Annotated in this window: 19 protein-coding genes; 8 read left to right on the forward strand and 11 right to left on the reverse strand. The window is 60.4% G+C overall.

What is annotated here, in order from left to right; genetic code table 11:
* Positions 1-22: 22 nt before the first annotated feature.
* Complete coding sequence (locus JCM17207_RS10590; RefSeq protein ID WP_238317591.1) at positions 23-1,387, reverse strand: PTS transporter subunit EIIC; 1,365 nt, start codon at positions 1,385-1,387, stop codon at positions 23-25.
* Positions 1,388-1,612: 225 nt separating this feature from the next.
* The gene (locus JCM17207_RS10595; protein WP_238317592.1) at positions 1,613-2,665 is read right to left on the reverse strand and encodes a LacI family DNA-binding transcriptional regulator; all 1,053 of its coding nucleotides are present in this window, start codon (positions 2,663-2,665) and stop codon (positions 1,613-1,615) included.
* A gap of 277 nt (positions 2,666-2,942) precedes the next feature.
* Between JCM17207_RS10595 and JCM17207_RS10600 the strand changes: the two genes are divergently transcribed.
* The 5 genes from JCM17207_RS10600 to JCM17207_RS10620 are packed head-to-tail and all read left to right on the forward strand — an operon-like array spanning position 2,943 to position 10,030.
* Positions 2,943-4,343 carry an L-fucose/L-arabinose isomerase family protein gene (locus JCM17207_RS10600; RefSeq protein WP_238317593.1) on the forward strand — a complete coding sequence of 467 codons (1,401 nt, stop codon included), beginning with the start codon at positions 2,943-2,945 and terminating at the stop codon, positions 4,341-4,343.
* A 2-nt stretch (positions 4,344-4,345) separates the two neighbouring features.
* Positions 4,346-5,182: a transketolase gene (locus JCM17207_RS10605; protein WP_373871959.1), complete on the forward strand. Its 837-nt coding sequence runs from the start codon at positions 4,346-4,348 to the stop codon at positions 5,180-5,182.
* Positions 5,175-6,116: a transketolase family protein gene (locus tag JCM17207_RS10610; RefSeq protein ID WP_238317594.1), complete on the forward strand. Its 942-nt coding sequence runs from the start codon at positions 5,175-5,177 to the stop codon at positions 6,114-6,116. Before JCM17207_RS10605 ends, JCM17207_RS10610 begins: the two co-directional genes overlap by 8 nt.
* Before the next feature lie 16 nt (positions 6,117-6,132).
* Positions 6,133-7,611, forward strand: coding sequence for an FGGY-family carbohydrate kinase (locus tag JCM17207_RS10615; protein ID WP_238317595.1), 1,479 nt, complete (start codon positions 6,133-6,135; stop codon positions 7,609-7,611).
* Between the two features lie 28 nt (positions 7,612-7,639).
* On the forward strand, positions 7,640-10,030 hold the full coding sequence (locus JCM17207_RS10620) for a phosphoketolase family protein (protein WP_238317596.1): 2,391 nt from the start codon (positions 7,640-7,642) through the stop codon (positions 10,028-10,030).
* 119 nt (positions 10,031-10,149) lie between these two features.
* Here JCM17207_RS10620 and JCM17207_RS10625 read toward each other — a convergent pair whose 3' ends face one another.
* From JCM17207_RS10625 to JCM17207_RS10665, 9 genes are all read right to left on the reverse strand, one after another.
* Positions 10,150-11,613 carry a glycoside hydrolase family 1 protein gene (locus tag JCM17207_RS10625; protein ID WP_238317597.1) on the reverse strand — a complete coding sequence of 488 codons (1,464 nt, stop codon included), beginning with the start codon at positions 11,611-11,613 and terminating at the stop codon, positions 10,150-10,152.
* 118 nt (positions 11,614-11,731) lie between these two features.
* Positions 11,732-12,553, reverse strand: a complete 822-nt coding sequence (locus tag JCM17207_RS10630; protein ID WP_238317598.1) for an alpha/beta hydrolase — start codon at positions 12,551-12,553, stop codon at positions 11,732-11,734.
* A 23-nt stretch (positions 12,554-12,576) separates the two neighbouring features.
* Positions 12,577-13,512 carry an ROK family protein gene (locus JCM17207_RS10635; RefSeq protein WP_238317599.1) on the reverse strand — a complete coding sequence of 312 codons (936 nt, stop codon included), beginning with the start codon at positions 13,510-13,512 and terminating at the stop codon, positions 12,577-12,579.
* A gap of 41 nt (positions 13,513-13,553) precedes the next feature.
* Positions 13,554-14,960: a leucine-rich repeat domain-containing protein gene (locus tag JCM17207_RS10640; protein ID WP_238317600.1), complete on the reverse strand. Its 1,407-nt coding sequence runs from the start codon at positions 14,958-14,960 to the stop codon at positions 13,554-13,556.
* Between the two features lie 4 nt (positions 14,961-14,964).
* Complete coding sequence (locus JCM17207_RS10645; protein ID WP_238317601.1) at positions 14,965-16,440, reverse strand: AAA family ATPase; 1,476 nt, start codon at positions 16,438-16,440, stop codon at positions 14,965-14,967.
* A 2-nt stretch (positions 16,441-16,442) separates the two neighbouring features.
* A complete protein-coding gene (locus JCM17207_RS10650; protein ID WP_238317602.1) occupies positions 16,443-17,864 on the reverse strand; it encodes a vWA domain-containing protein in 1,422 nt (473 codons plus the stop codon).
* A gap of 131 nt (positions 17,865-17,995) precedes the next feature.
* Entirely contained in the window at positions 17,996-19,210 is a 1,215-nt protein-coding gene (locus tag JCM17207_RS10655; protein ID WP_238317603.1) for a CaiB/BaiF CoA transferase family protein, read from the reverse strand.
* The gene (locus JCM17207_RS10660) at positions 19,210-19,539 is read right to left on the reverse strand and encodes an AtuA-related protein (protein WP_238317604.1); all 330 of its coding nucleotides are present in this window, start codon (positions 19,537-19,539) and stop codon (positions 19,210-19,212) included. Before JCM17207_RS10660 ends, JCM17207_RS10655 begins: the two co-directional genes overlap by 1 nt.
* Before the next feature lies 1 nt (position 19,540).
* On the reverse strand, positions 19,541-20,911 hold the full coding sequence (locus JCM17207_RS10665) for an acyclic terpene utilization AtuA family protein (RefSeq protein ID WP_238317605.1): 1,371 nt from the start codon (positions 20,909-20,911) through the stop codon (positions 19,541-19,543).
* Between the two features lie 314 nt (positions 20,912-21,225).
* Between JCM17207_RS10665 and JCM17207_RS10670 the strand changes: the two genes are divergently transcribed.
* The 3 genes from JCM17207_RS10670 (at position 21,226) to JCM17207_RS10680 (ending at position 24,838) form a co-directional block, all read left to right on the forward strand.
* Positions 21,226-22,266, forward strand: coding sequence for a LacI family DNA-binding transcriptional regulator (locus JCM17207_RS10670; protein ID WP_238317606.1), 1,041 nt, complete (start codon positions 21,226-21,228; stop codon positions 22,264-22,266).
* Between the two features lie 166 nt (positions 22,267-22,432).
* The gene (locus JCM17207_RS10675) at positions 22,433-23,275 is read left to right on the forward strand and encodes a PRD domain-containing protein (protein WP_238317607.1); all 843 of its coding nucleotides are present in this window, start codon (positions 22,433-22,435) and stop codon (positions 23,273-23,275) included.
* A 165-nt stretch (positions 23,276-23,440) separates the two neighbouring features.
* A complete protein-coding gene (locus JCM17207_RS10680) occupies positions 23,441-24,838 on the forward strand; it encodes a PTS transporter subunit EIIC (RefSeq protein WP_238317608.1) in 1,398 nt (465 codons plus the stop codon).
* The last annotated feature ends 8 nt before the right edge of the window (positions 24,839-24,846 follow it).

Genomic DNA, 24,846 nt, shown 5'->3' on the forward strand with positions numbered 1-24,846 from the left:
CGCCCCCCCGCTTCTGGGAAGGTTACTTGCGGATGATCATGGAATCGTTGAAACCAAACAGATAAGTGCAGATAGCGGTGCCGAAGTAAGCAATGGCACAGGCAATCAGGAAACCGACAAAACCGACCCCGGCATACGCGGGCAGGGTGAGAAGACTGGTGCCCACCAGGGCGGGGACACGGGTGCCCGCAGCAGCTACGATGCCGCCGGCGATGCCGGTAAAGACCATCGCAATGTAGAAGGGCTTTTTGTACTTCAAGTTGATGCCGTAGATGGCGGGCTCTGTTACGCCGGCCAGAATAGCGGTCAAAGCACAGGAGCCAGCCTCGCCTTTGAGCTCAGAGTCCTTGGTTTTGAGGAAGACGCCGAGAGCTGCGCCGGCCTGGGCCATGTTGTTGGGGCCGGTAATGACAAACAGCGTGTCGAAACCGGTGGTTGCGATGTTGTTCAGAACGATGGGAATAAAGCCCCAGTGCAGGCCGAAGATGACGAAGCAGGGCCAGAAGAAGGCAACCAGAGCGCCGGCAATGACAGGGTTAATGTTCATGATAAAGGTGTAGCCGGAAGCCATCAGGGTGCCCGCATAGCTGGTAATGGGGCCGATCACAAGGTAGGCTGCGGGGACGCAGATCATAATCTCCAGCATACCCAGGAAAATGTTCTGCACAACGTCGGGGATTACTTTTCTCAGGCCCTTCTCAACCAGAGAAGTAAACCAGATGGCTGCAATGGCAGGGATGACCGAAGAGGCGTAGCTCATCAAAACCACCGGGATACCCAGGAATTTCAGCTCGGTGCCTGCGTTATAGACGGCCACCATGTCGGGGTAGATCAAAGCGCCCGTAACAGCCAGGGCGACATAAGGGTTGCACCCAAACTTCTTGGCGGCGCTGAAACCCAGAGCCAGCGGCAGGAAGTAGAAGATCGCGTCCGCGCCGGCATAGAGGATCTGGTAGGTGCCGCTGGCGGTGTCCAGCAGGTTGAAGTTGGTCAGCAGGATCAACACAACCTTCAGCATACCGGCACCGGTGAAGCCGGCCATCAGGGGTGTGAACAAACCCGAGATCAGGCTGATAAACTTGCCGACAAAATTGCTCTTGCCGGTTTCCTGGGCGGCCACTTCGCCGCCGCCTACCAGGCCGGTCACCTCCAGAACGGCGTCATATACCTGGACAACTTTGGTCCCGATGACAACCTGGATCTGGCCGCCCACATCCAGGACCTGAATCACCCCTTTGAGCTGTTCCAGTACCGATTTGTTCAGCTTGGCGGGGTCTTTCAGGGTGAAGCGCAGTCGGGTGACACAATGGGTCAGGGTGGCGATATTTTCCTTGCCGCCCACATTCTCGACAATGTCTCTTGCCAGAGAAGTGTAATCTTTTGCCATAAGTTCCATCCTTTCACACAGTTTCGGTGAATTTGTTCGGGCCGTTTCGGAATCCAACGGGCCTTTTCTTGCTCCCATTATATCGGACTTTGACGAAAATGAACGAATTATGAACTTGTGCACAAAACTTTTGGCAAAAATGCCGATTGGATGCGGCTGCTGGTTGGTGCAAACAGCAAGGAGAAAGCAGAATGCCTGCTGAATTTAGTAAATTCTTTATGAAATTTAAATCCGGCGCTTTTTATTTGGTGTTCGCGGCGCCCGAATCAGGACGCTCTGCCGGACCAAAACCTCCGGCGCAATGGAGATATGGACCCTTTCCGGCGGTGCAGTGCAGATCAGTGTGTGCAGCCGCTCCACGGCCAGAGCGCCCATCCGCTGCTTTTGCACCCGCATGGTGGTCAGGGGAGGGTTGAGCACTTCGCTGATGGAAGAATCATCGAACCCGATGATGGAGATATTCTCCGGGATGCGGTAGCCATATTTTAACAGAGTGGCGCAGCATCCGGCGGCAATCCGGTCGTTGTCGGCGAAAAACGCGGTGGGTAGAAGCTGCTCGCTGTCCAGATACTTGGCCATATCGGCGGCGGCCCCCTCACTGGAAGGGCTCACCGGAATGATCCGCCTGGCCGAGTCCACAGCGGCATCTTCCGGCAAGGAGCGGCAGGCCGACAGGTACCCGCTGTACCGCTCCCGGAAATTCCGGATTTCCACGCTGCTGTGCAGATAACCGATTCGGGTGTGCCCGCACTCGATTAGATAATGTACCGCCCGCCAGGCCCCCAGCATATTGTCGATGGAAATAGCGTCGTAATTCAGGGCGGGGAAGGAGTTGTCCAGAATCACCAGTGGCAGATTCAGCTCCGAAAAAGGGGTTACATCCTCGGTGTGCATTTCGGTGGCCAGCAGGATCACCCCAGCGCAGTTCTGGCTGGCAAGGCTTTGAATCTGCTCCCGGATGGGCTGGTTGCCGTAGAAATAACTGATGGATAAATGATACCCCAGCTCCGCCGCAGCGCCCGCTACGCCCTGGGTCAGCTGCTCGAAAAAGGGCAGATCCGCCATGACTTTTCCGTGCCGTTTATAAATCACCAGCTGGAGGTTTTTCCCGTTGGAGGCCGGTGTGCTGGTGTGCGGCTCCAGACCCATTTCTTCTGCCAGTGCCAGCACCTGGCGGCGGACTTTTTCACTGACGCCGGGTTTTCCGTGGAGAACCAGCGATACCGTCGCCTGGGAAACACCGGCTTTTTCCGCCAGCTGTTTTGCGGTAACACGCATCTCAACCGCTCCTTTCCTTTTCTGTCTTTTATTGTATCCGTCCCAAAAGCGCTGTCAATTTGCGTAGTGTAAAAATTTTACTAAATAATTTAGTGAAAAAAGAGATGTGGGCCCCGTACTTTGTGAATTCTGTCAAAAGTCCCGGCACAAGGACTCTGCAATCTGCAGAAAATCCGGGATACATGAGGAGCACGCCCTCTCTTTTTGGGGATGGTGCTACACTGGATGCAGAAAAAATCCAGGTCAGCCAACACAGGAAAAGGAGGATCACAACCCTATGGCACAGATCAAACTGGGCTTTGCCCCTACCCGCCGCAGTATTTTTTCGGCGCCGGACGCCATCAAGTACCGCGGCCTGACCGCCGCCCGGCTGCGGGAGCTGGGAATTGATTTTGTGGACATTGACGACATCAACGCCGAGGGCCTGCTCTACGACGAGAACGACCGGCTGAAGATCGTCGAAAAATTCAAGGCCGCCAAAATCGACGGACTGTTTTTGCCCCACTGCAACTTTGGCACCGAGTACGAGTGCGCCCGCCTGGCCAAAGACCTGAGGGTGCCGGTGCTGCTGTGGGGCCCCCTGGACGAGCGCCCCGAGCCCAACGGGGTCCGCCTGCGGGATACCCAGTGCGGCCTGTTCGCCACCGGCAAGGTGCTGCGGCGCTTCCAGGTGCCCTTCACCTACCTGACCAACTGCCGCCTGGAAGACCCAGCCTTTGAGCGGGGCCTGCGGGATTTCCTGGCGGTCTGCAACGTGGTGAAAACCTTCAAGAACATCCGGATTTTGCAGATCGGTCCCCGGCCCTATGATTTCTGGTCCACCATGTGCAACGAGGGCGAACTGCTGGAGCGGTTCAACGTCCAGCTGGCCCCGGTGCCTCTGCCGGAGCTGACCGCCGAGGTAAAAAAGGCCATTGCGGAGGGGGCCGAGGTTCAGGCCACCATGGCCTACTGCCGGGAAAAGATGGAGGTCAAGGTCACCGATGCCCAGCTGGAAAACATCGCCGGGCTGGCGGTGGCAATGGAGCGCCTGATCCGGAAGTACCACTGCAACGCCGCCGCCATCCAGTGCTGGAACGCTCTCCAGAGTGAGCTGGGGATCATGCCCTGTGCGGCCAATGCCCTGCTGAACGATAAGGGAATTCCGGTGGTCTGCGAGACCGACATCCACGGCGCCATCACCGCGCTGCTGGTGGAGGCGGCCGCCAACGACGACACCCGCAGCTTCTTTGCCGACTGGACCATTCGACACCCGGATATCCCCAACGGCGAGCTGCTCCAGCACTGCGGCCCCTGGCCCCTGTCGGTGGCGGGCTGCAAGCCCTGCATCACCTATCCGCTGGCCTTCGACTTCCCTGGTGCCCTGACCGCCGAGGCCAAGCACGGCGGGCTGACCCTGGCCCGGTTCGACGGCGACAACGGTGAATACAGCCTGCTGCTGGGCAACGCCAAGGGAGTGGATGGCCCCAAGGGAATGGGCACCTACCTCTGGGTGGAGGTGGAAAACATCAAGCGGCTGGAAGCCAAGATCGTGGAGGGCCCCTACATCCACCACTGCGTCGGCATCCATAAAGACGTGGTGCCGGTGCTGTACGAGGCCTGCAAATACATGGGAATCAAGCCGGACCTGTACGACCCCATCGAGGAACAGGTCAAGGCCTATCTGCGGGGGGAATAACAATGGAACTGCATGAACTGGAATTGAAAAGCTGGGATCTGCGCCGTGACATCGTGGAGATCATCATGGCCGGCGGGGGCGGCCACATCGGCGGGGATATGAGCGTATTGAACACCCTGCTGGTGCTCTATAAAAACCACCTGAACATCACCCTCTATACGACCGCCGACCCGAACCGGGACCGCTTCGTCCTGAGCAAGGGCCACGCGGTGGAGGCCCTCTACGCTGTGCTGGCGGACTGCGGCTTTTTGGACCTGGTGGACATCAAGGAGCGGTTCTCCAAATTCGGCTCCCCCTACATCGGCCACCCCAACAACAAGCTCCCCGGCATCGAGATGAACTCGGGCTCTCTGGGTCACGGCCTGCCGGTCTGCGTGGGGATGGCTCTGGCCGCCAAGCGGGACGGCCGCAGTTACCGGGTGTATACGGTGATGGGGGACGGTGAGCTGGCCGAGGGCAGCGTCTGGGAGGCTGCCATGGCCGCCTCCAACTATCAGCTGGATAACCTCTGTGCCGTGGTGGACCGCAACCGGCTCCAGATCTCCGGCAGCACCGAGGAGGTCATGAAACAGGACAGCCAGGAGCAGCGCTGGGCGGCCTTTGGCTGGAACGTCATCAGCGTGGACGGCGACAGCATCGAGGCGCTGGACGCCGCTTTCACCGCTGCCAAACACCATCCCGCCCAGCCCACCGTCATCCTGGCCAACACCACCAAGGGCTACGGCAGCCCCCTGATGGAAAACAAGGCCAGCTGGCACCATCATCTGCCCAACCAGGAAGAATACCGGCAGATCATCGCGGATTTTGCCGCGCGAAAGGAGGCCCTTCTCAATGGCTAACAAGATTCCCAACCGGCAGGCCATCTGCGACACCCTGCTGAAAGCGGCTGCTACCGACAAGGACATTGTGGTGCTGTGCAGCGACAGCCGGGGCAGCGCCAGCCTGACCAAATTTGCCGACACCTACCCGGAACAGTTCGTGGAGATGGGCATCGCCGAGCAGGACCTGGTCAGCGTAGCGGCGGGCCTGGCCAGCTGCGGTAAGAAAGCCTTTGCCGCATCCCCGGCCTGCTTCCTCACCACCCGCAGCTATGAGCAGGCCAAGATCGACTGCGCCTATTCCAACACCAATGTGACCCTCATCGGTATTTCCGGCGGCGTCAGCTACGGCGCCCTGGGCATGAGCCACCACTCGGCCCAGGACATCGCGGCCATGAGCGCCATCCCCAATATGCGGGTCTACCTGCCCAGCGACCGCTTCCAGACCGCCAAGCTGGTGGAGGCGCTGCTCCGGGATACCAAACCCGCCTATCTGCGGGTGGGCCGCAACCCGGTGGAGGATGTCTACACCGAGGATGCCTGCCCCTTTGAGATGGACAAAGCCACCGTCCTGGCCGAGGGGAGCGACGTGGCCATCATCGCCTGCGGCGAGATGGTCCGCCCGGCCCTGGCCGCCGCCGCCCTGCTGAACGCCCAGGGCATTTCGGCCGGGGTGCTGGATATGTACTGCGTCAAGCCCCTGGACCGGGAGGCTGTCCTCAAGGCGGCTCGTGGGGCAAAAGTGGTCCTGACGGTGGAAGAGCACGCACCCTTTGGGGGACTGGGCAGCATGGTGGCCCAGGTGGTGGGAGAAGAATGCCCCCGGAAGGTGAAAAATCTTTCCCTGCCGGATGCCCCGGTGATTACCGGCACCTCGAAGGAAGTCTTTGCCTACTACGGCCTGGACGCCGCCGGGATCGCCAAGTCCGCCGCCCAACTGCTGGCAAATTGCTAAAAGTATCAAAACGAGTATGGAACGGTATATTTTATCCATTGACCAGTCCACCCAGGGCACCAAAGCCATGCTGTTTGACGCAGCGGGGCAGCTGGCCGCCCGGGCCGACCGCCCTCACCGGCAGTACATCAACGAAAAAGGCTGGGTCAGCCACGACCTGGAGGAGATTCGGGCCAACACCCTGGCGGTGGCCCGGGACCTCTTGCAGAAAGCGGAGGTCCGCCCCCAGCAGATCGCGGCGGTGGGATTGAGCAACCAGCGGGAGACGGTGGCGGCCTGGAACCGGGAGACCGGCGCGCCGGTTTGTCCGGCCATCGTCTGGCAGTGCGCCCGCGCCAAGGAAATCTGCGAGGGGCTGGCAGAGCAGGGCCCCATGGTGCAGGAGAAAACCGGCATCCCTCTTTCGCCCTATTTTTCCGCCCCCAAGATGGCCTGGATTTTGCGGAATGTCCCCGGGGCGGCGGATCTTGCGGCGGAGGGCAAGCTCTGCCTGGGCACCATCGACAGTTTTCTGGTGTACCAGCTCACCGAGGAAAAAGCCTTTAAGACCGATTATTCCAACGCCAGCCGGACCCAGCTGTTCAACATCCACACCCTGAAATGGGACGAGGAACTCTGCGCCCTGTATGGGGTGCCCCGGGCCTGCCTGGCAGAGGTCTGCATGAGCGACAGCCTCTTTGGTCATACCACCCTGGGCGGGCTGCTGGAAACGCCGGTGCCCCTCTGCGGGGTGCTGGGGGACAGCCACGCCGCCCTGCTGGGGCAGAACTGCCGGGCCCCCGGCCAGACCAAAGCCACCTACGGCACCGGTTCCTCAGTGATGATGCAGACCGGGCAGAGGCTAGTCAAAAGCCGCTGTGGCCTGGTGACCAGCCTGGCCTGGGGGCTGGGGGGCCAGGTGGAATATGTGCTGGAGGGCAACCTGAATTATACCGGCGCGGTTATCACCTGGCTGAAAAAGGATGCCGCCCTGCTGGCTTCGGACAGCGAGAGCGAGGGTCTGGCCCGGCTGGCGAACCCGGCGGACCGAACCTATTTTGTCCCGGCCTTTACCGGGCTGGGGGCACCCTATTGGGACAGCGAGGCCACCGGTCTTTTGACCGGCGTGACCCGGACCACCGGCCGGACCGAGATTGTAAAAGCCTGTGTGGACTGCATCGGGTACCAGATCACCGACCTGATTCTGCGGATGGCGGAGGATGCCGGACTGGCTCCGGCAGAGCTGCGGGCGGACGGCGGCCCCACCGCCAACAGCTACCTGATGCAGTTCCAGAGCGATATGGCCCAGGTAGAGGTCAGCGTACCCGAGATCCAGGAGCTGTCCGGTTTTGGGGCGGCCTGCGCGGCAGGTTTTTCCTGCGGGTTTTATGACCCGGCGGTGGTCCACAGCCAGATGCACCGCCACAGCTACACCCCCCGGATGGAAAAGACCGAGCGGGACGAGCGGTACGCCGGCTGGCAGAGAGCAGTCCGGCAGGCCCTGACCCATGTGTGAGAGAACATGTGCGCATGTGTGAGAGAACATGTGCGAGAGAATGAGAAAAGGAGAGAGAACCATGAACCAAATGGAGTGCAAGCAGATCGACGCCTATTGGCGGGCGGCGAACTATCTGGCGGCGGGCCAGCTGTATCTGTTGGATAACCCGCTGCTCCGCCGTCCCCTGACCCGGGACGACGTGAAGAAAAAGATCGTGGGCCACTGGGGCACGGTGCCCGGTCAGAACTTTGTCTATGTTCACCTGAACCGGATCATTAAAGAGTTCGACCAGGATCTGATCCTGATTTCCGGCCCGGGCCACGGCGGAAACTTTTTTGTGGCGAATGCCTATCTGGACGGCACTTACAGCGAGGTGTACCCCAACATCAGCCGGGACGAGGAGGGCATGAAGAAACTGTTCAAACAGTTCTCCTTCCCCGGCGGAATCTCCAGCCATGTGGCCCCTGAGACCCCGGGCTCCATCAACGAGGGCGGCGAGCTGGGCTATTCCATTGCCCACGCCTTTGGCGCAGTGTTTGACAACCCGGACCTGATCGCCGCGGTTACCGTGGGCGACGGCGAGGCCGAGACCGGCCCCCTGGCCACCAGCTGGCAGTCTAATAAGTTCCTGAACCCGGTGGGAGACGGCGCGGTCCTGCCCATTCTCCACCTGAACGGCTACAAAATCAGCAACCCCACCGTCTTTGGCCGGATGACCCACGAGGAGATCGAGCATTTCTTCCTGGGCTGCTCCTGGAGGCCCTATTTCGTCGAGGGCGATGACCCCATGACCATGCACCAGAAGATGGCCGACACCCTGGACACCGTGATCCGGGAGATCCACGAGATCCAGCGCCGGGCCCGGGCCGGGGAGAAGATGGGCCACATCCAGTGGCCGATGATCGTGCTGCGCACCCCCAAGGGCTGGACCGGCCCCAAGGTAGTGGACGGCAAACCCATCGAGGGGACCTTCCGGGCTCACCAGGTGCCCATTGATATCACGGTGGGCACCCCGAACCAGGAGGAACACCTGCGCCAGATCGAGGCCTGGCTCAAGAGCTACCACCCGGAGGAGCTGTTTGACGAAAATGGCACCCTGATCCCCGAGCTCCAGGCTCTGGCGCCCACCGGCGACCGGCGGATCGCGGCCAACCCCCACGCCAACGGCGGCCAGCTGCTGCGGGATCTGCGTACCCCGGATTTCAAACAGTATGCAGTGGAGATCCCTGCTCCCGGCGCCGTGGAAAAGCAGGATATGATCGAACTGGGCGGCTACATCCGGGATGTGCTCCGGCTGAACGCCGACGCCAAAAACTTCCGTGTGTTCGGCCCGGACGAGACCATGTCCAACCGCCTGTACAAGTGCTTCGAGGCAACCCAGCGGGATTGGAACTCCACCATTGTGGAAGGGGATGAATTCCTGTCCAGCGACGGCCGGATTATGGACTCCATGCTGTCCGAACATCTGTGCGAGGGCTGGCTGGAGGGCTATCTGCTGACCGGCCGCCACGGCTTCTTTGCCAGCTATGAGAGCTTCATCCGGGTGGTGGATTCCATGGTGGCCCAGCACGCCAAGTGGCTCAAAGTTTGTAACCAGCTGCCCTGGCGTCAGAGCATCGCTTCGCTGAACCTGATCCTCTCCTCCAACGTCTGGCAGCAGGATCACAATGGCTATACCCACCAGGATCCCGGCTTTTTGGATCACATCGCCAACAAAAAAGCCGACGTGGTCCGGCTCTATCTGCCGCCGGATACCAACTGTCTGCTGAGCTGCTTTGACCACTGCATCCGCAGCCGGGACTATGTCAACGTGCTGGTGACCTCCAAACACCCCCGGCCCCAGTGGCTGACCATGGAGCAGGCAGTCAAGCACTGCACCCAGGGCGTAGGCATCTGGGAGTGGGCTTCCAACGACGCGGGCCAGGAGCCGGATGTGGTGATGGCCTGCTGCGGCGACACCCCCACTCTGGAGACGCTGGCGGCGGTGACCATCCTGCGGCAGGCTCTGCCCGAGCTGAAGATTCGGGTGGTGAACGTGGTGGATCTGATGAAACTTCAGACCAGCGCCAAACACCCCCATGGCCTGACCGATGCAGATTACGACGCCCTGTTCACCCGGGATAAGCCCATCATCTTCGCCTTCCACGGCTATCCGGCTCTGGTGCGTGAGCTGACCTTCGAGCGGTTCAACCGGAATCTGTCGGTCCACGGCTATCAGGAGGAGGGCACCATCACCACCCCCTTTGATATGCGGGTCCAGAACGAGATCGACCGGTTCCACCTGGTCAAGGATGCAGTTCAGCATCTGCCCCAGCTGGGCAACCGGGGCGCTTATCTGATCCAGCAGATGAACGACAAATTGGTGGAGCACAAGAACTACATCCACGAAGTAGGTCAGGATCTGCCCGAGATCCTCAACTGGAAGTGGCAGGTTTAAAAAATAGTTGGATTACCCTCCCTAAAATAGAATAAACACAAAAACCCCCGGAGAGATTATCCTCTCCGGGGGTTTTCTGCACCAGGGTGCTTTTTAAAGTTTTTTGGAACAAAATTGCCTCAAAAATCGGGGTCCAGATTTGCACCATTGGAGGCGATCACCTTTTTGTACCAGTAGAAACTATCTTTCCGGCTCCGGGCCAGGGTGCCACGACCCAGGTCGTCCTGGTCTACATAGATGAAGCCGTAGCGCTTGCTCATCTGGTTGGTGGAGGCCGAGATCAGATCGATGGGGGCCCAGCTGGTGTAGCCCCACATCTCCACCCCCTCATCGATGGCCCGGCCCATCTCCTGGATGTGCTGCCGGAAATATTCGATCCGGTAAGGGTCGTGGATGGAGCCGTCCGGCTCTACGGTATCTTTGGCGCCGATGCCGTTTTCTACTACCATCAGGGGCAGACGATAGCGGTCGTACAGTTCGATCAGACTGTAACGCAGGCCCTTGGGGTCGATCTGCCAGCCCCAGTCGCTGGAGGGCAGATAGGGGTTTTTGACCCCCAGAACGGTGTTGCCGGGGGTGCGCTCGGCGTTGGGATCCACCGATTCGGTCATGGTCATGTAATAGCTGAAGGAGACAAAATCCACACAGCCGGCTTTAAGAATGGCGGCGTCCTCGGGCTGCATTTTCAGGGTGATCCCTTTGCGCTGGAACATCTTCTGAATCAGGCGGGGGTATTCGCCCCAGACATGGACGTCGGCGTAGAAGAGGTTCTCCAGGTTTTTGGCCTGGGCTGCCAGCTCGTCGTCCGGGGCACAGGTGCGGGCGTAGGTGGTGAGCTTGGTCAGCATGCAGCCAACCTTGCTGCCGGGGATGATCTCGTGGCAGTCCTTGACCACCAGGGCGCTGGCCACCAGCTGATGATGCAGCGCCTGGTAGCAGGTTTGCAGCATCTGATCTTCTGGTATCCGGCTTGGGATAATACCCGCCGTAGTAAAGGGATGGCGGATGATGCTGTCCACCTCGTTAAAGGTCAGCCAGTATTTGACGTCATTTTTGTACCGCTCAAAGCAGATGTGACAGAACCGGGTGAAGCACTCGATTACCCGGCGGTCCAACCAGCCATTGTACTTGACGGCCAGAGCCAGGGGCATCTCGTAGTGGCTCAGGGTCACCAGCGGCTCGATGCCAAGGCGATGCATCTCGGCAAAAAGCTCGCTGTAAAATTGCAGCCCTTTTTCGTTGGGTTCCAGCTCCTCGCCGGTCGGGAAGATCCGGCTCCAGGCGATGGAGACCCGCAGCATGGTGAATCCCATCTCAGCGAAGAGGGCCAGATCCTCCTTGTACCGGTGGTAGAAGTCGATGCCCCGGCGCTTGGGGTACATCTGGTCGTCGGGGTCTGTCATGGCGGCCTGGATGGCCTCGTCACTGATGGCTACATGGGCCTGATAATTCTTTACGTCCAGATTGGGCTTATAGGTGGCAACGTCCGCTACACTGGGGCCTTTGCCGTCCATGTTCCAGGCGCCCTCAGCCTGGTTGGCGGCCAGTGCGCCGCCCCAAAAGAATCCTTGGGGAAAACTCATACAAACAGCCTCCGATTTTCCTGTCTTGCTCCGGGCGCAGTGGGGACAGCCCGGCGTTCGGTTTTAGTCTATCTTGCCCTGGGGGCCGGGTCAAGCGGGAATCTTGTTGACCTGCCTATTAAAATGCGTTCCCGCCGGTTTTCTTCCCGGGAAGGAATCGTTGGATGGCGTCCTGGATGCAGAGCTCCCAGTAGCGCCATTCATGGGAATAACCCTCTGTCTCGAAAAACTCTGCCCGCAGCCCCAGGCTCTGGGCGTAGCTGCGGAATTTACAGAAATTTTTGTACATCAGTGGGTCACAGGTGCCGCAGGAGAAATAGAGCCGGGGCAGATCCTCCCGCCCGGCCATTTGGGCGGTCAGATCCCAGGTGTTTTGGGGGGAGGCCAGGTACCCTTCCAGCCCACCGGCATTGGTTAGGCGGTTCTGGTTCCGGCTGGCCCAGAAGGGGTCCTCCAGCTGGGTGCGGATGTCCTGGGGCACGCAGGACATACTATACACCGCCGCAAACTTTTCAGGGTGGCGGTAGGCATACTGGATGGCCCCCCGCCCGCCCATGGATAAACCCGCGATGAAGTTATCCTCCCGCTTTGGGCTGGCGGGCAGCCAGCCGTACACCAGGGGCATCAGTTCCTCGGTCAGATAGTCGGCCGCCTGGTAACCCAGCCCGAAACCGGGCCAGTTGGCATAGTCGGTGTTCAGGGCGGAAGGCATGACCACAATCAATTCCTTTTCGCAGGCATAAAGCTCCACGTTGCTCTTCCGCAGCCAGTCGGTGTAATCGCCGTAGGTGCCGTGGAGCAGCCAGAGCACCGGGTATTTTTTGCCGCTGGCGTAAAATTCAGCGGGAGACTGGCCCCGGGGTAAATCCGGCAGCAGGATATTTACATCGGTGTTGCCTCCGAGGGCCTTGCTGGGAAAATTCAGGTGGACAAGAGCCATAAGCCGCAGCCTCCTTTTTCGTTTTAGTGCTGGGGTGCAGCTGCTGCCAGGTGGAAGGCCAGCGCGCCGATCAGGTTGGCGTCGTTGCCGAACTGGCAGCGCACAATTTCCGGCTTGCCGAAAGCGGTGAAGGAGATGGCCGCATACTGGCGATCCACCGCCCGGGCAATTTCCTGGACGATCTCGGGCCGGGCGCTGATGCCGCCCCCGATGGCGATTCTCTGAGAGTCCAGCACCGACTGGATGGTGTAGATGCCCGCCGCCGCGTACCGGCCGAACTCCTCCAAAGCCGCCTTGGCCTCCGGTTCCCCGGCGTCGTAGGACCGGAAGAAGCCGAACCCGTCCAGCGGGGTATCCGGGGCCAGGTGCTTGTGGACCCGGTAGATCCGCAGCAGACCCTTGGCGGACATATAATGGGCCCAGACCGGAGTCAGATCCTCGCGGCTGTCGGCAATCCCCTTGGGCAGCAGCTGGTAATCCACCGCCAGGAAAGAGAACTCCCCGGCACCCAGAGTATGGCCCATGTAGACCTGGTGGTTCAGGATTAGGCCGCCCCCGGTCCCGGTGCCCAGCACAATAACCACGCCGTTTTCTACATCTCTCATACTGCCCTGCCAGAGCTCGGCATTGGCGGCACATTTGCCGTCGTTGGCGATGGTCACCGGCACGCCCAAACGCTGTTGGAGCAAGGGAGCGATGGGGGTGTGATGAAGGAAGGAGAAGGTGCCGCCGGTGTGGGCGACGCCGGTTCGGGTTTCGATCCGGCCCGGCATGGAGATGGCCACCCCTTGGTAGGGGACGGTGAACTGCCGGGCAACCCGCTCCAGAAGATCCAGCAATTCTTCGGCGTTGGAGCAGGTGGAGGGGGTTTTGCCCTGCTGGGTGAGATTACCTGTCTCGTCTGCCAGTGCGTATTTGACCAGGGTGCCGCCCAGGTCGATGACTACATAGTGCTGCATAAAATTACCTCCAAACAGCGGAATGGTGTTTGAACAAAGCTTTAGTCAAGCTCCAAATCCTCAAAACCAGTGGCGGTGGAAAATCGCTGGGTGCGCACCTCCAGCATCCGGGTAATCAGAGGGGCCGACAGGCCCAGCCGCCCGGCGGTGCGCACCAGCTCGCTCAGGTGAGCGGCGGTCAACCCGGGCTGCTCCGCCAAAAAGTCGAATAATCGGGAATAGGCTTCCTCCCCCGGGGTGTCCGGCATGAACTGGGGCGCTCGGCCGAAATACTGCACCAGAAGGGCCAAGTACCACTGCCGTGCCCCCTCGTCAAGGCCGCTGGGGCAGGCCAGACGGGCCAGCGCCATCCGGGCCGAAAAATCCAAACGGAAAGCGTTTTGAGCCATTTGGTCGAAAAACTCCGGCCCGTTTTGAAAAAAGGCAGAAGGAATTCGAAGCAGCTGGCCAAACCGGGCGTCACTGGAAAGAATCTTGTCTCGGGCGGGGGGCAGGCCCAGGGCGTACAGCACCCGCCCGCCAGGGTCCAGTTTTTCCAGCCAGAGCAGTGCAGCGGTATGGTCGAAGGCAGTGGCAGCTGCATTGACCGTGCGGCTCCACTCAAGATCCGGGCCATCGATAACCCGCAGCCGCACCAGTCCGGCGCTGTTGAAGGTGTGGGCCCCAAGCGCCTGGACGCCAGCCGGCAGGGTTAGCTCCCGCAGGGCGTGGCACCCCGCAAAAACGCCCACGTCCGGCATGACCTGGTCGGTGAGGGCGGGGGTCCATCCGATGGTCCGCAGCTGGTCGGGCAGGCGAATTTCTTCCAGGGCAGTGCATTCTCCAAAGCACCCTGCTGGCAACTCCGAAATATCCGGGGGCAGGGAAATACGTTTCAGGCGAGTACACCGCCAGAAGGCATAGGGGCCGATCAGGGTAACGCTGTCCGGCAGGGTGATCTCTTCCGGCCCACCTTCGTCCCGGGGTTCGGTGGTGGTGTGCCGACCCATCCGCATACAGAACACGCTGAAACTCACCGGGGAAGAGTACATCTCCCCGAATTTTCCTTCCGGGATATGCAGAGGGGCAAAGGCGGTGGCGGCGATGGCGGTCAGAGGCTGACCGGCCACGAATCGGGGCAGGCGGGCGGGCCGGGCCAGCCGGGGCCACCGCAGCAGCACCATCCCGCCCTGGCCGTCCGGCGCAAAATCTGCGGTGGGGGGTAGAGCTTCGGGCACCGGCTCCGGTTCAGAGCCGTTCAGCCGGGCAAAATCGACGCTGACGTCCGGGGCATCCCCGCCCCAGTCCTCGTCCTCTTCTTCGGCATAGGCAAGCAGATCGGTCAGCGCTGCCCCCGGCTGGGCAGCCGTCGGAGCAGGGGAGGAAGTCGGGGCAAGGCGGTACTCCTCCCCCAGGGTGCCCTCGTTGGTGATGCAAAAGCGCAGAACAGTCGTCTCTTCTGTTTTCATGGCGTTATACCAGCCCCGTCAGATCGATTTCGTGCAGGAGCTGTTGCTCCTGCTGGTGCAGCATCAGTTCCCGGCTGGCGTCGAAATAATCCCGGCTGAGGAACTGACCCAGAAAAGCCGCCGCTTCCGGCGAAACCGTCAGATCGTTGACAGCCAGGCTCAGCTCGGTGCCCGGCCCAAAGGCCGACTTGAGAAAATCCAGCAGATGTCCTAGTTTAGATTGGGTCTGTTCTACCTCCTGCTGGAGAGCGGCCACCGCCTTGCGGTAAACTTCCCGCAGGGCCGCATAGGGTGTTTCTCCTGCGAGGGCGGTGCGCCACCCGGCGGACAAGCTCAAGAGCTCCATCCAGGCGGCCTGCTGCCGGGCGGGGGCCTCTTTGGCGGCAGACCGCCAGTGGTCTTCCAGACCTGCCAGAGCAGTCAGGGGTTCGCCGGGGGCTTCCAGGGCAGCTCGCCGGGCTTTCAGGTCGGCGGCGGCCAGGGCCAGGGCGTCGTGGCGGAGGGTGCAGTGGTGCATCCCGTCAAAGACGGCCTCCAGCAGCAGGCTCACCAGGGTCAGACGCTCATCCAGCTGTGCTGCTCTGGCCTGGGCTAAGGTTTCCTCGGTCCAGGTCCCGGCCAGCAGCGCCTCGATCTGGTAGGTCTGGCGGTATTTTTGATACAGCTCGTAGTAGATGGCAAAGTCCCGGGCGATGGATTTGCTTTGAAGGTACTGGGCGGTCAGATCCTCGTTGACGGGCAGGCCCAGTTCTTCGTGGGCCTGGAGCATCTCAGAGAGATCTTCCCAGGCCCGGGGGCTAACCACATTTAGTCCATCCACCGTGGTCTCCGCCTTGTAGAAATCTTCCTGCCGAATGTCCAGGTAGCTCAGCACACACCGGCTGACCCCGTGCTCGATGGCATAGGGTTTCCAGGCCGGGTAGCTGGGCTCCACTTCCAATACCTTAAGCCGGTCGCGGGTGGCGGCGTCGAACTCCCGAACGCTCTTATTGAAGCGGGGCGGGTTGCCTGCGGTGACGATCACCCAGCCTTCCGGGATCGGATGGCCCCCAAAGACCTTGTACTGTAAAAACAGCAGCATGGCCGGGGCCAGTGTCTCGGAGACGCAGTTGATCTCGTCCAGAAAGAGAATCCCCTCGGTGCGGCCGGTCCGGCGCATGCAGTCGTATACGCTGGCGATGATCTCGCTCATGGTGTACTCGCTGACTGAGTAGTGTCGGCCGCCGTATTCTTTTTCCACAATGATGGGCAGGCCTAGGGCGCTCTGGCGGGTGTGGTGGGTCATGGAATAACTCACCAGCCCCAGACCCATCTCATCCGCGATCTGCTGCATGATGGCCGTCTTGCCCAGGCCCGGGGCCCCCAGCAGAAAGATGGGCCGCTGGTGGACCAGGGGCATCCGGTAGCGGCCCAGGGGGTCCTTTTGCAGATAGATCTGTACGGTGTTTTTGATCTGCTGCTTGGCAGCTGCAATGTCCATGATCAGGGTTCCTCCTTGAGCAGACGGATGTTGTCGGTGGTCAGCACCGCCCGGATGGCCCAGGGCGGCACCTCCGGGCTGAGGCAGTCATCTCGGTTGAAGATAAAAGCGGTCTTGTAAGCGGGGACTTTTTCGGGATAGGCCCCCGCCCCGTCGGTGAAATAGAGCAGCCCGTTCAGCCGGGTCAGGCGGCGGGTTTCCAGCAGCTGATCCACATATTCAAACACTGGGCGGAAATCGGTCCCCCCAAAGCCCCGCAGCTTCAGTTGGGGGATTAGCTCATGCAGCTGGTCCAGATCCGTCAGCCGCTGGACGCTCTGGATTTCAGCGTCGCACTGGACCAGATATATTTCCACTCGGCTGGTAAAACTGCCGCTCTGGCGCAGCACGTCGCAGGTACGCTGCAAAAAGCTCTGGACGATCTCGCCCTGGACGCTGCCCGAGGTGTCGATGGCGATGACAAACTCCCGGATCCGTTTGTCGTCCCGGTATTCCAGGGGCTCGATCAGGGGGACGTTGCCGTATTTTTTCAGGCCGTAGGTGTAATAAATTAAATCGAAGGCGTCGTCGGAAAGCTGCATCACCTCGTTTTGTTCCCCGAACCGGCGGAGAAACTCGCTGTAATCGCACTCCTCAAAGGTGATGGGAGCCAGCCCGTCCATCAGGGCGCCGGCCCGCCGCCCATACCGTCGGCTGAAAAGTTTCAGATCGGCTTCCGCCTTCCGGGCCAGCTGCTTCCACTGCTGGCGCAGAGTTTGCCGCCGCCGGAGCAGAAGATTTTCCGCAGTCTGGTCGTTCTGGGGGCGGATGGTTTCGGTCTCCCGCAGGGGGTCTTCCGATTCTTCGCCGGGGGTTGGGGCGCCGGGAAAGCGGGGGCCCGGCTCCTCGGAGGCGGAGCGCGTATACCAGAGGGCGTGGCTGTCTCGGGCGAAGAGGGTGGTCAGAGCCGCGCATTCCTCCTGGCCGGGGCGGTGTTCTGTCAGATAGTGATAGATTTCCTGGGAGGTCATGTGGGGACAGTGCTCCGCCAGACGGAGCCGCCAGTCCTGCCGGGCGGGAGAGACCTCCGGGGTGAAAGAGGGCGGGGCCAGCTGACGGATGATCTCTTCCACCGCGATGTCGCAGGCCAGGTTCCAGAGGGGGCGGTCCAGCTCCTGTTTCTGGAAAGGGTGGCCCAACAGACAGTGGAGGGTCAGATGGAGCAGGGCCCGGGCAGGCAGGTCCTGCTGCTGTTTGAAGAGCTCCAGCAGTCGGACCGGACAATAATACAGGGTGCCGCCGTCGGTGGCCAGGGGGGCGGGCAGCTCCTCTGCCGGGGCGGGGATCAGCTGTTCCAGTGACCCGGAGAGAAACCGCAGGTCGGCCATCAGCCGGCTGCGGGCCAGTGTCAGCACCTGGATAGCCAGAGATGAAAGGGTTTGCAAAAGGGCACCTCCTCCGGGGAATCATCCAATTCCCAAAAGCCGGTACGCTCAATAAAGACGCACCGGCCCTTGGGAATCGGGGCAGACCTGCTGGGGAGAACAAGTCTGCCTCGAAGCCGGGGAACAGGGGATTAGAAGACAGCTTTCTCATGCAGAGCGGCGAATTCTTCCTCGCTCATGCCGAGCATTCCTTCGTAAATGGCTTTGTTGTCCTGGCCCAGCTGGGGGGCCGGAGTGCGGACGCTGGGTTTGGTGTCCATCAGTTTGATGGCGCAGCCGTTGACGGTGATCCGCCCCAGGGTGGGGTGATCCATCTCCACGAACATCTCCCGCTCCTTGACGTGGGGGTCCTCCAGAATCTGCTTGATGTTCAGGATGGGTCCCGCCGGGATGCCCTTGGAGAGCACCAGCTGGGTGGCCTCCTCCATGGTGTAATCTTTCAGGGTGTCCTCAATAACTTCCTGGATGGCATCCTGGTTTTCCAGTCGGCCGGTCATATCCACAAAACGGGGGTCGGTGATCATGTCGGGTCGGTGGAGTACCTCGGTGCAGAGCTTTTCATACAGCTTTTGGTTGCCGGCTGCAATGATGATGACCCCATCCTTGACCTTGAAAGCATCGTAGGGTGAAACCGCTGCGTAGCGGTTGCCCATCCGGGGCGGGATCTGGCCGCTCTCCAAATATTTCAGGGCGGTGTTTTCGGTGGCGGCAATCATGCTGTCCATCAGACTGACGTCCACCCGCTGGCCCTTGCCGGTGATGGTGCGGGCATTGACGGCCGCCAGGATGCCGATGGTGACATGTAGTCCCCCCAGCATATCCCCCAGGGCGCTGCCGGCCCGGGTGGGCTCGCCGCCCCGGGGGCCGGTGATGGCCATCATTCCGCCCATGGCCTGGGCCAGGATGTCATAGCCCGGGCGCAGATGGTAGGGGCCGTAGCAGCCGAAACCCGACACCGCCGCGTAGATCAGCCGGGGGTTGATCTCTTTCAGTACGTCGTAGCCCAGCCCCAGCTTATCCATGACGCCAGGGCGGTAGTTTTCCACTACGATGTCCGCCTTTTTGACCAGCTCTTTAAAGATGGCCTTGCCCTCGGGGGCTTTCAGGTTCAGAGTGACGCCCTTTTTGTTGCGGTTGATGTTGGCGAAATAGAGGCTCTCCCGCTGGCCGTTCAAATTTTTCTCCCGGAAGGGCGGGTAGGTGCGGGTGTCGTCGCCGCCGGTGGGGACCTCGATTTTGATGACGTTTGCCCCCATATCCGCCAGCATCATGGTACAGAAGGGCCCTGCCAGAACCCGGGTCAGGTCCAGGACCGTCAGGTTTTCCAGCGCCATGTGGTCACTCATTAGACTTCACCATCCTCCACATGAATCTTCATCCGCATGACGGCGCTGCCCATGCTCTTGCCCAGGCTATCCAGCCGCAGGCTCATGGTGGCGCCGCCGCCCAGGGCGTGCTTCATCACAAAATTGAAGCCCCCCAGGCTGGGCACTTCATAGCGGGTGATCTCGCCCTTGACCATGTCGCCGAAATAGGCTTTCAGCTTTTCGGGGGTGACCTCCCGCTGGATGATCTTGTAGTATTCCGGCTTGCGTGCGTAGACGCAGACATTGCTGGTGTCGCCCTTGTCGCCGCTGCGGCCGTGGGCGATGTCGTTCAGATAGATCTCAGGCATCTTATTTCACCTCCAGAATATGGCTCTCGATCTTCAGGGCGTCCCGGGGCACGGTGGTGGGCCACAGGGCCATGACCTCCTGCACATGGGCGCGGCCGCCGAAGAAGGAGGCGCCCGGAGGGCCGTTCAGCTGCAGGGGGCTGATCTCGGGGATGATCTTGGCGCACTCGTTTTTGTCCTCGCTGAAAACGGCGATCCGCAGCACGCACTCGTTCAGGTTCTTCAGCGCCTCTTCGCTCATGTCCGCCACGCCCAGGTGCAGGCTGTTCAGGCCAATGTAGCTGATGTGGATGTCGTCGGCCTTCATGCCCCGGCGCTGCATCTTTTTCATGATGACCTCCGCGCAATACTGGGCTTTTTCGTAGGCGTCGGGCCAGGCAAAGCTCAGCATGGAGACGGTTTTCCAGCCCTTGTGGTAGCCCACGCAGAGTTTGAGAGTATCGGGACGGGGCTTGCCCTTGATGCCTCCCACCCGCACCCGGTTTTCACCGATCTGGGTCAGAGTGGCGTGGCTCACGTCTACGTCCACGTCGGGAGTCCAGTAGTTGGCGGGGTCGTGGACCTCGTAGAGGAACTGTTCCTTGACGCTCTGTTCACAGATGATGCCGCCGCAGTCCGGCGCTTTGGTGATGTCCATGGTGTCCTCGGTTAGCTCTGCGATGGGGAAGCCCAACTCGTCCATCCGGGGCACGTTCCGCCAGTCGTACATGTAATTGCCGCCGGCGCCCTGGCCGCCGCACTCCAGCAGGTGGCCCGCCATAATGCCCCGGGCCAGATTGTCCCAGTCGTCGGCCGCCCAGCCGAACTCATATTTGAGGGGCGCCAGGAAGAGGGCACTGTCCGCGGCACGGCCGGTAATAACCACATCGGCCCCCTCGGCAAGGCACCCCTCGATGCCCTCGTGGCCGATGTAGGCGTTGCAGTTGTAGATCTTGTCCACAATGCTGTTGAAGTCGCCGTCATAGTCGAAGTTGGGGAAGGTCCAGCCCTCTTTCAGCAGCTGGGGAATCTTCTCCTTGATGCTGTCGCCGGTGACGTAACCGATCTTGTAGCCGCTCATCCCTGCGCCTTCGGCCCAGTTCTTGATGGCGTCCACACAGCCGGTGATGTTCATGCCGCCTGCGTTGGTGCAGATGCGGATCTTCTTCTGCCAGGCCTCTTTGCCCGCCTCCTTGAGGATGCGGGTGACAAAATCCGGTGCAAAACCCTTAGAGGGGTCCTTGAGCTGCTGCTTTGCCATGATGGAGAGCGTCAGCTCTGCGAGGTAGTCGCAGCCCATGTACTGGATGTCTGCGTTTCGGATCATGTGGATGGCCGCATCCGGGCTGTCGCCCCAGAAGCCCTGGCCGCCGCCGATTGCTACTTTTTTCATTACAGTCCATGCCTCCCTGGATGATGTGGCGGAAAATCCAACGTTAGTTTAACGTTAGACTGCGTCGTTAAACTAAAAATACACGCTCTTTTCTGGTTTGTCAAGAGGGAGAAGGGCAAAAATGGCTAAAACGTTAAACTTTTTCTGTCAAAATGCCATAATCCAGCGGCTGAAGCGGGCTTGTGCGGTTGCGCCCAGCGGCTAAATTCGGTATAATAAAAGAAAAACTTGCCGGTCTGCCCTCAGGGGCAGATCGGCCAAAAAACGCCGGAAACGAGCTATGACGCAGGCCGGCGGGAAAGAGACGGTACAGTATGGTCACCATCAAGCAGATCGCCGCAGAGGTGGGCATCTCGGCAACCACGGTCAGTATTGTGCTGGGAGGAAAAGCAGAGGAGCGTAAGATCAGCGCCGCCACCCAGAAAAAGATCTTTGAGACAGCCAACCGGCTGGGCTACCAGCCTAACATTGCGGCCCGCAGTCTAAGGGCCGGCTTTGGGGCGGACGAGATTCGGGTTGCGATGCTCTGGGCGGAGGATTTCCGGGCCAGCATGATGGTGCGCTTCTGGGATGGTCTGCGGGCTGAGCTGGCCCAGTTGGACCGCAAGATCCGGCTGGTGATCTATCCTTATACCAACGATCACCTGGATGAGGTGCATGCCCTGACCAGTGCCAGCGACTGCCACGCGGCCATTATCTGCAATGCTTCGGATGCAGATCTGGAGTTTCTGCGCCGAACCCAGCTGGCCATTCCGGTGGTGTTGTACAACCGCACCTGCCCGGGTTATTGCAGCGTGAACGTGGACGATGCCCTGATGGGGGCTCTGGCAGCCCGGGCCCTGAGTGACCAGGGCTGCCGCCGCGGAGTGGTACTTACCGGCGCCCCAGTCTTTGCCGGGATGGAGGTCCGCGTCCAGAGCTTTTTGCTGGAGGGGGCCCGCCACGGCCTGGAAGCCCGGGTGGCACCCTATTGTGACAGCAGCGCCCGGGGCGGATATGAAGGAGCCCGGGCGCTCTGGTCGGCAGAATCGGGGGAATACCCGGATGCGCTGTTCTGTGGTTCCTCTCTCATTGCGCATGGTGCACTGCGGGCTCTGCGGGAGCTGGGGCTGCCCCAGCTGCCTCGGGTGGTGGCCATCGGCAACGGCGCTCCCGAGCTGGACGAGCTGTCGGTGCCCAGCCTGAGCGTGGTCTACCTGCCCATGGAAGAGATGGCACGGGAGTGCCTGCGGCTGTTGATGGACTGGATGTCAGACCGGCTGTCCAGCCCTGCCAGCCGTCTGTTGGAAGCGCGTTATATCCCGCGGGAGAGCTGCGGGCCCATTGCAGACCAAGAGCAGAAAACAATTGGCTAAAACGTTAAACTGATTTTTGTAGAAAAATACAGTTGACAGTGTTACGTTAAACGTGGTAGTATAATGTCACGCAAGTGGCTGTAACCGAAGAGGGCATTCCGCTTGCGGGCTGCTTCCCATGTTGATGCCGGCCTTTTTGTGATACAGCAGACCGGGAGGCGAAAAGATGCTGAAGGCTTTCCACAAAATCAACAACAACGCCGTCATCTGTCGGGACGAAACTGGCCGGGAGCTGGTGGCGATGGGCAAAGGGCTGGGGTACGAGCGGCTGCCGCGGGTGCTCTCGCTGGACGATGTGGAGCGGACCTTTTACGGCATCGATCCCAAGTACTACCAGGTGCTTCAGGATCTGCCCACCGATATGCTGGATTTCAGCGCCCGGGTGCTGGACATCGCCCGCAACGAGCTGCCCTATGAGCTCCGGGCGCATGTGGTACTGACCCTGGCGGACCATCTGGCCTTTGCGCGGGAGCGGGTGCTGAAAAATATCCGCGTCCATATGCCGCTGGCCTACGACGTCGAGCAGCTTTACCCGACGGAGTATAAGATCGGGCAGTACATTGTCCGCCGTTTCCAGAAGGAGTTTCACATCGGGCTGCCGCCGGAAGAAGCAGTGGCCGTGGCCATGAACCTGCTGAACGGGCGGGCCGCTGACCAGCCCGAACCCGATGAGGCAGAGGAAGCAAAACTGCGGGAGGAAATGCTGGAGGATATCACCGCCATTGTGGAGAATCACTTCCGGTGTATTGTAAACCGAAGCGGTTTCAACTACTCCCGCTATGCCACCCACCTGCAATATCTCTTTGTCCGGATCCGCACCGGGCAGGCCATCCAGAGCGAAAATCTGGCCATGTACCACACCCTCCGGGAGGAATATCCGGATGTGGCCGCTTGTGTGGCGAAAATCGCGGATCATATCCAGCAGGAGTGGGGCTGCACCCTCACCGAGGAAGAACAGCTCTACCTGATCCTGCATGTAAACCGTATCTGCATCAAAGAAGGACTGTAACCCGTCAGAAGGGGCATTTCCTCCACTGTGCAGGGCGTCTTGTACGCCTGCGCTGTGGGGGTTTTCTTTTTAGGAATTGCAGCGGTGCGCGCCCGCTGTTTTTCATACGAGTTCCCGCTTATTCGAGACCCCTGGCATCTTTTTCAGAAAAGGAGAGAAAACATCATGGCAGTTCGCAACGAACAGATTGCAAAAGACGTGCTGGCCGCTGTGGGCGGCAAGAGCAACGTGACCTCCGTGACCCACTGCATGACCCGCCTGCGCTTTGTCCTCAAGGATATGGGTCTGCCCAAACAGGACGAGATCAAGAAAATTTCGGGTGTCATCGGCGTAGTAGTGGCCGGCGGCCAGTTCCAGGTGATTGTCGGCCAAAATGTGCCCAAGGTCTATGAAGCCCTGTGCAAGGAGGGCGGATTCCAGGAGCAGGAGGCCATCAACGAAAATCTGGACGCTCCCAAGGAAAAGCTGACCCCCAAAAAGATCGGCAGCAATATTCTGAATTACCTGGCCGGCTCCATGACCCCGTTGATCCCCATCCTGATGGCAGCCGGTATGTTCAAGACCGTTACCACCATCTGCGGCTCTACCATGCTGAACATCCTCCCCGCAGAGAGCAACCTCTATATCCTGCTGGACTTTTTGTATGATGCGGGCTTCTACTTCCTGCCCATCTACATCGGCTATACTGCCGCCAAAAAGATCGGCGCCACCCCGGTGCTGGGCGCCTATATGGGCGGTATCCTGATCGCCCCCGACCTGCTGGCCCTGGTGTCGGCAGGCGAACCTTTCAGCATCCTGGGCATCCCCATGAAACTGGTCAGCTACACCCAGTCGGTGCTGCCGATTATCCTGTCGGTGGCGGCCCTGTACTATGTGGAGCGCCTGTTTAAAAAGATTGTCCCCGACGCGGCGGCCATCGTCTTTGTGCCCACCTTTACCATTTTTGTCATGTCGCCCATCGCCCTCTGCCTGCTGGCGCCCCTGGGTTCCATCCTCAGCAACTACCTGGCCATTATCCTGAACGGTGTGGCAACCTACGGCGGCTTCCTGGGCAAGGCCATCATTGCTTCGGTCTGGGAGTTCCTGGTCATGACCGGTATGCACACCCCGCTGGTTCTGCCCGCTATGACTACTCTGATGGAAACCGGCGTCGATCAGCTGATCTTTGTCTGCGGCAAATGCGCAGTCTACGCCACCATCGGCATGTCCATCGGCGCCTTCTTCCGGCTGCACAATGACGAGCGCTCGGCCAACGTGGGTTACCTGATCTCGGCTGTTCTGGGCGGCGTCACCGAGCCCATCCTCTACGGAATCGGCCTGCGCTACCGCCGGCCCTTCCTGGGCATGATCGCCGGCGGCCTGGCGGGCGGCGCCTATGCGGGCCTGATGCATGTGGCCGTTTACTCCATGTCTCCCTCCAACATCCTGAGCTTCACCGGTTTTGTGGGCGGGAGCACTGCCAACCTGGTCAATGGCATCATCGCTCTGATCATTTCCACCGCTGTCTCGGCGGTCGTGACCTATTTTGTGGGCGTGGAGTCCAAGCCCAAGGCCAAAGCCTGATGGAAGGA

The sequence above is a fragment of the Faecalibacterium gallinarum genome (assembly GCF_022180365.1).
Lineage (GTDB): Bacteria > Bacillota > Clostridia > Oscillospirales > Ruminococcaceae > Faecalibacterium > Faecalibacterium gallinarum.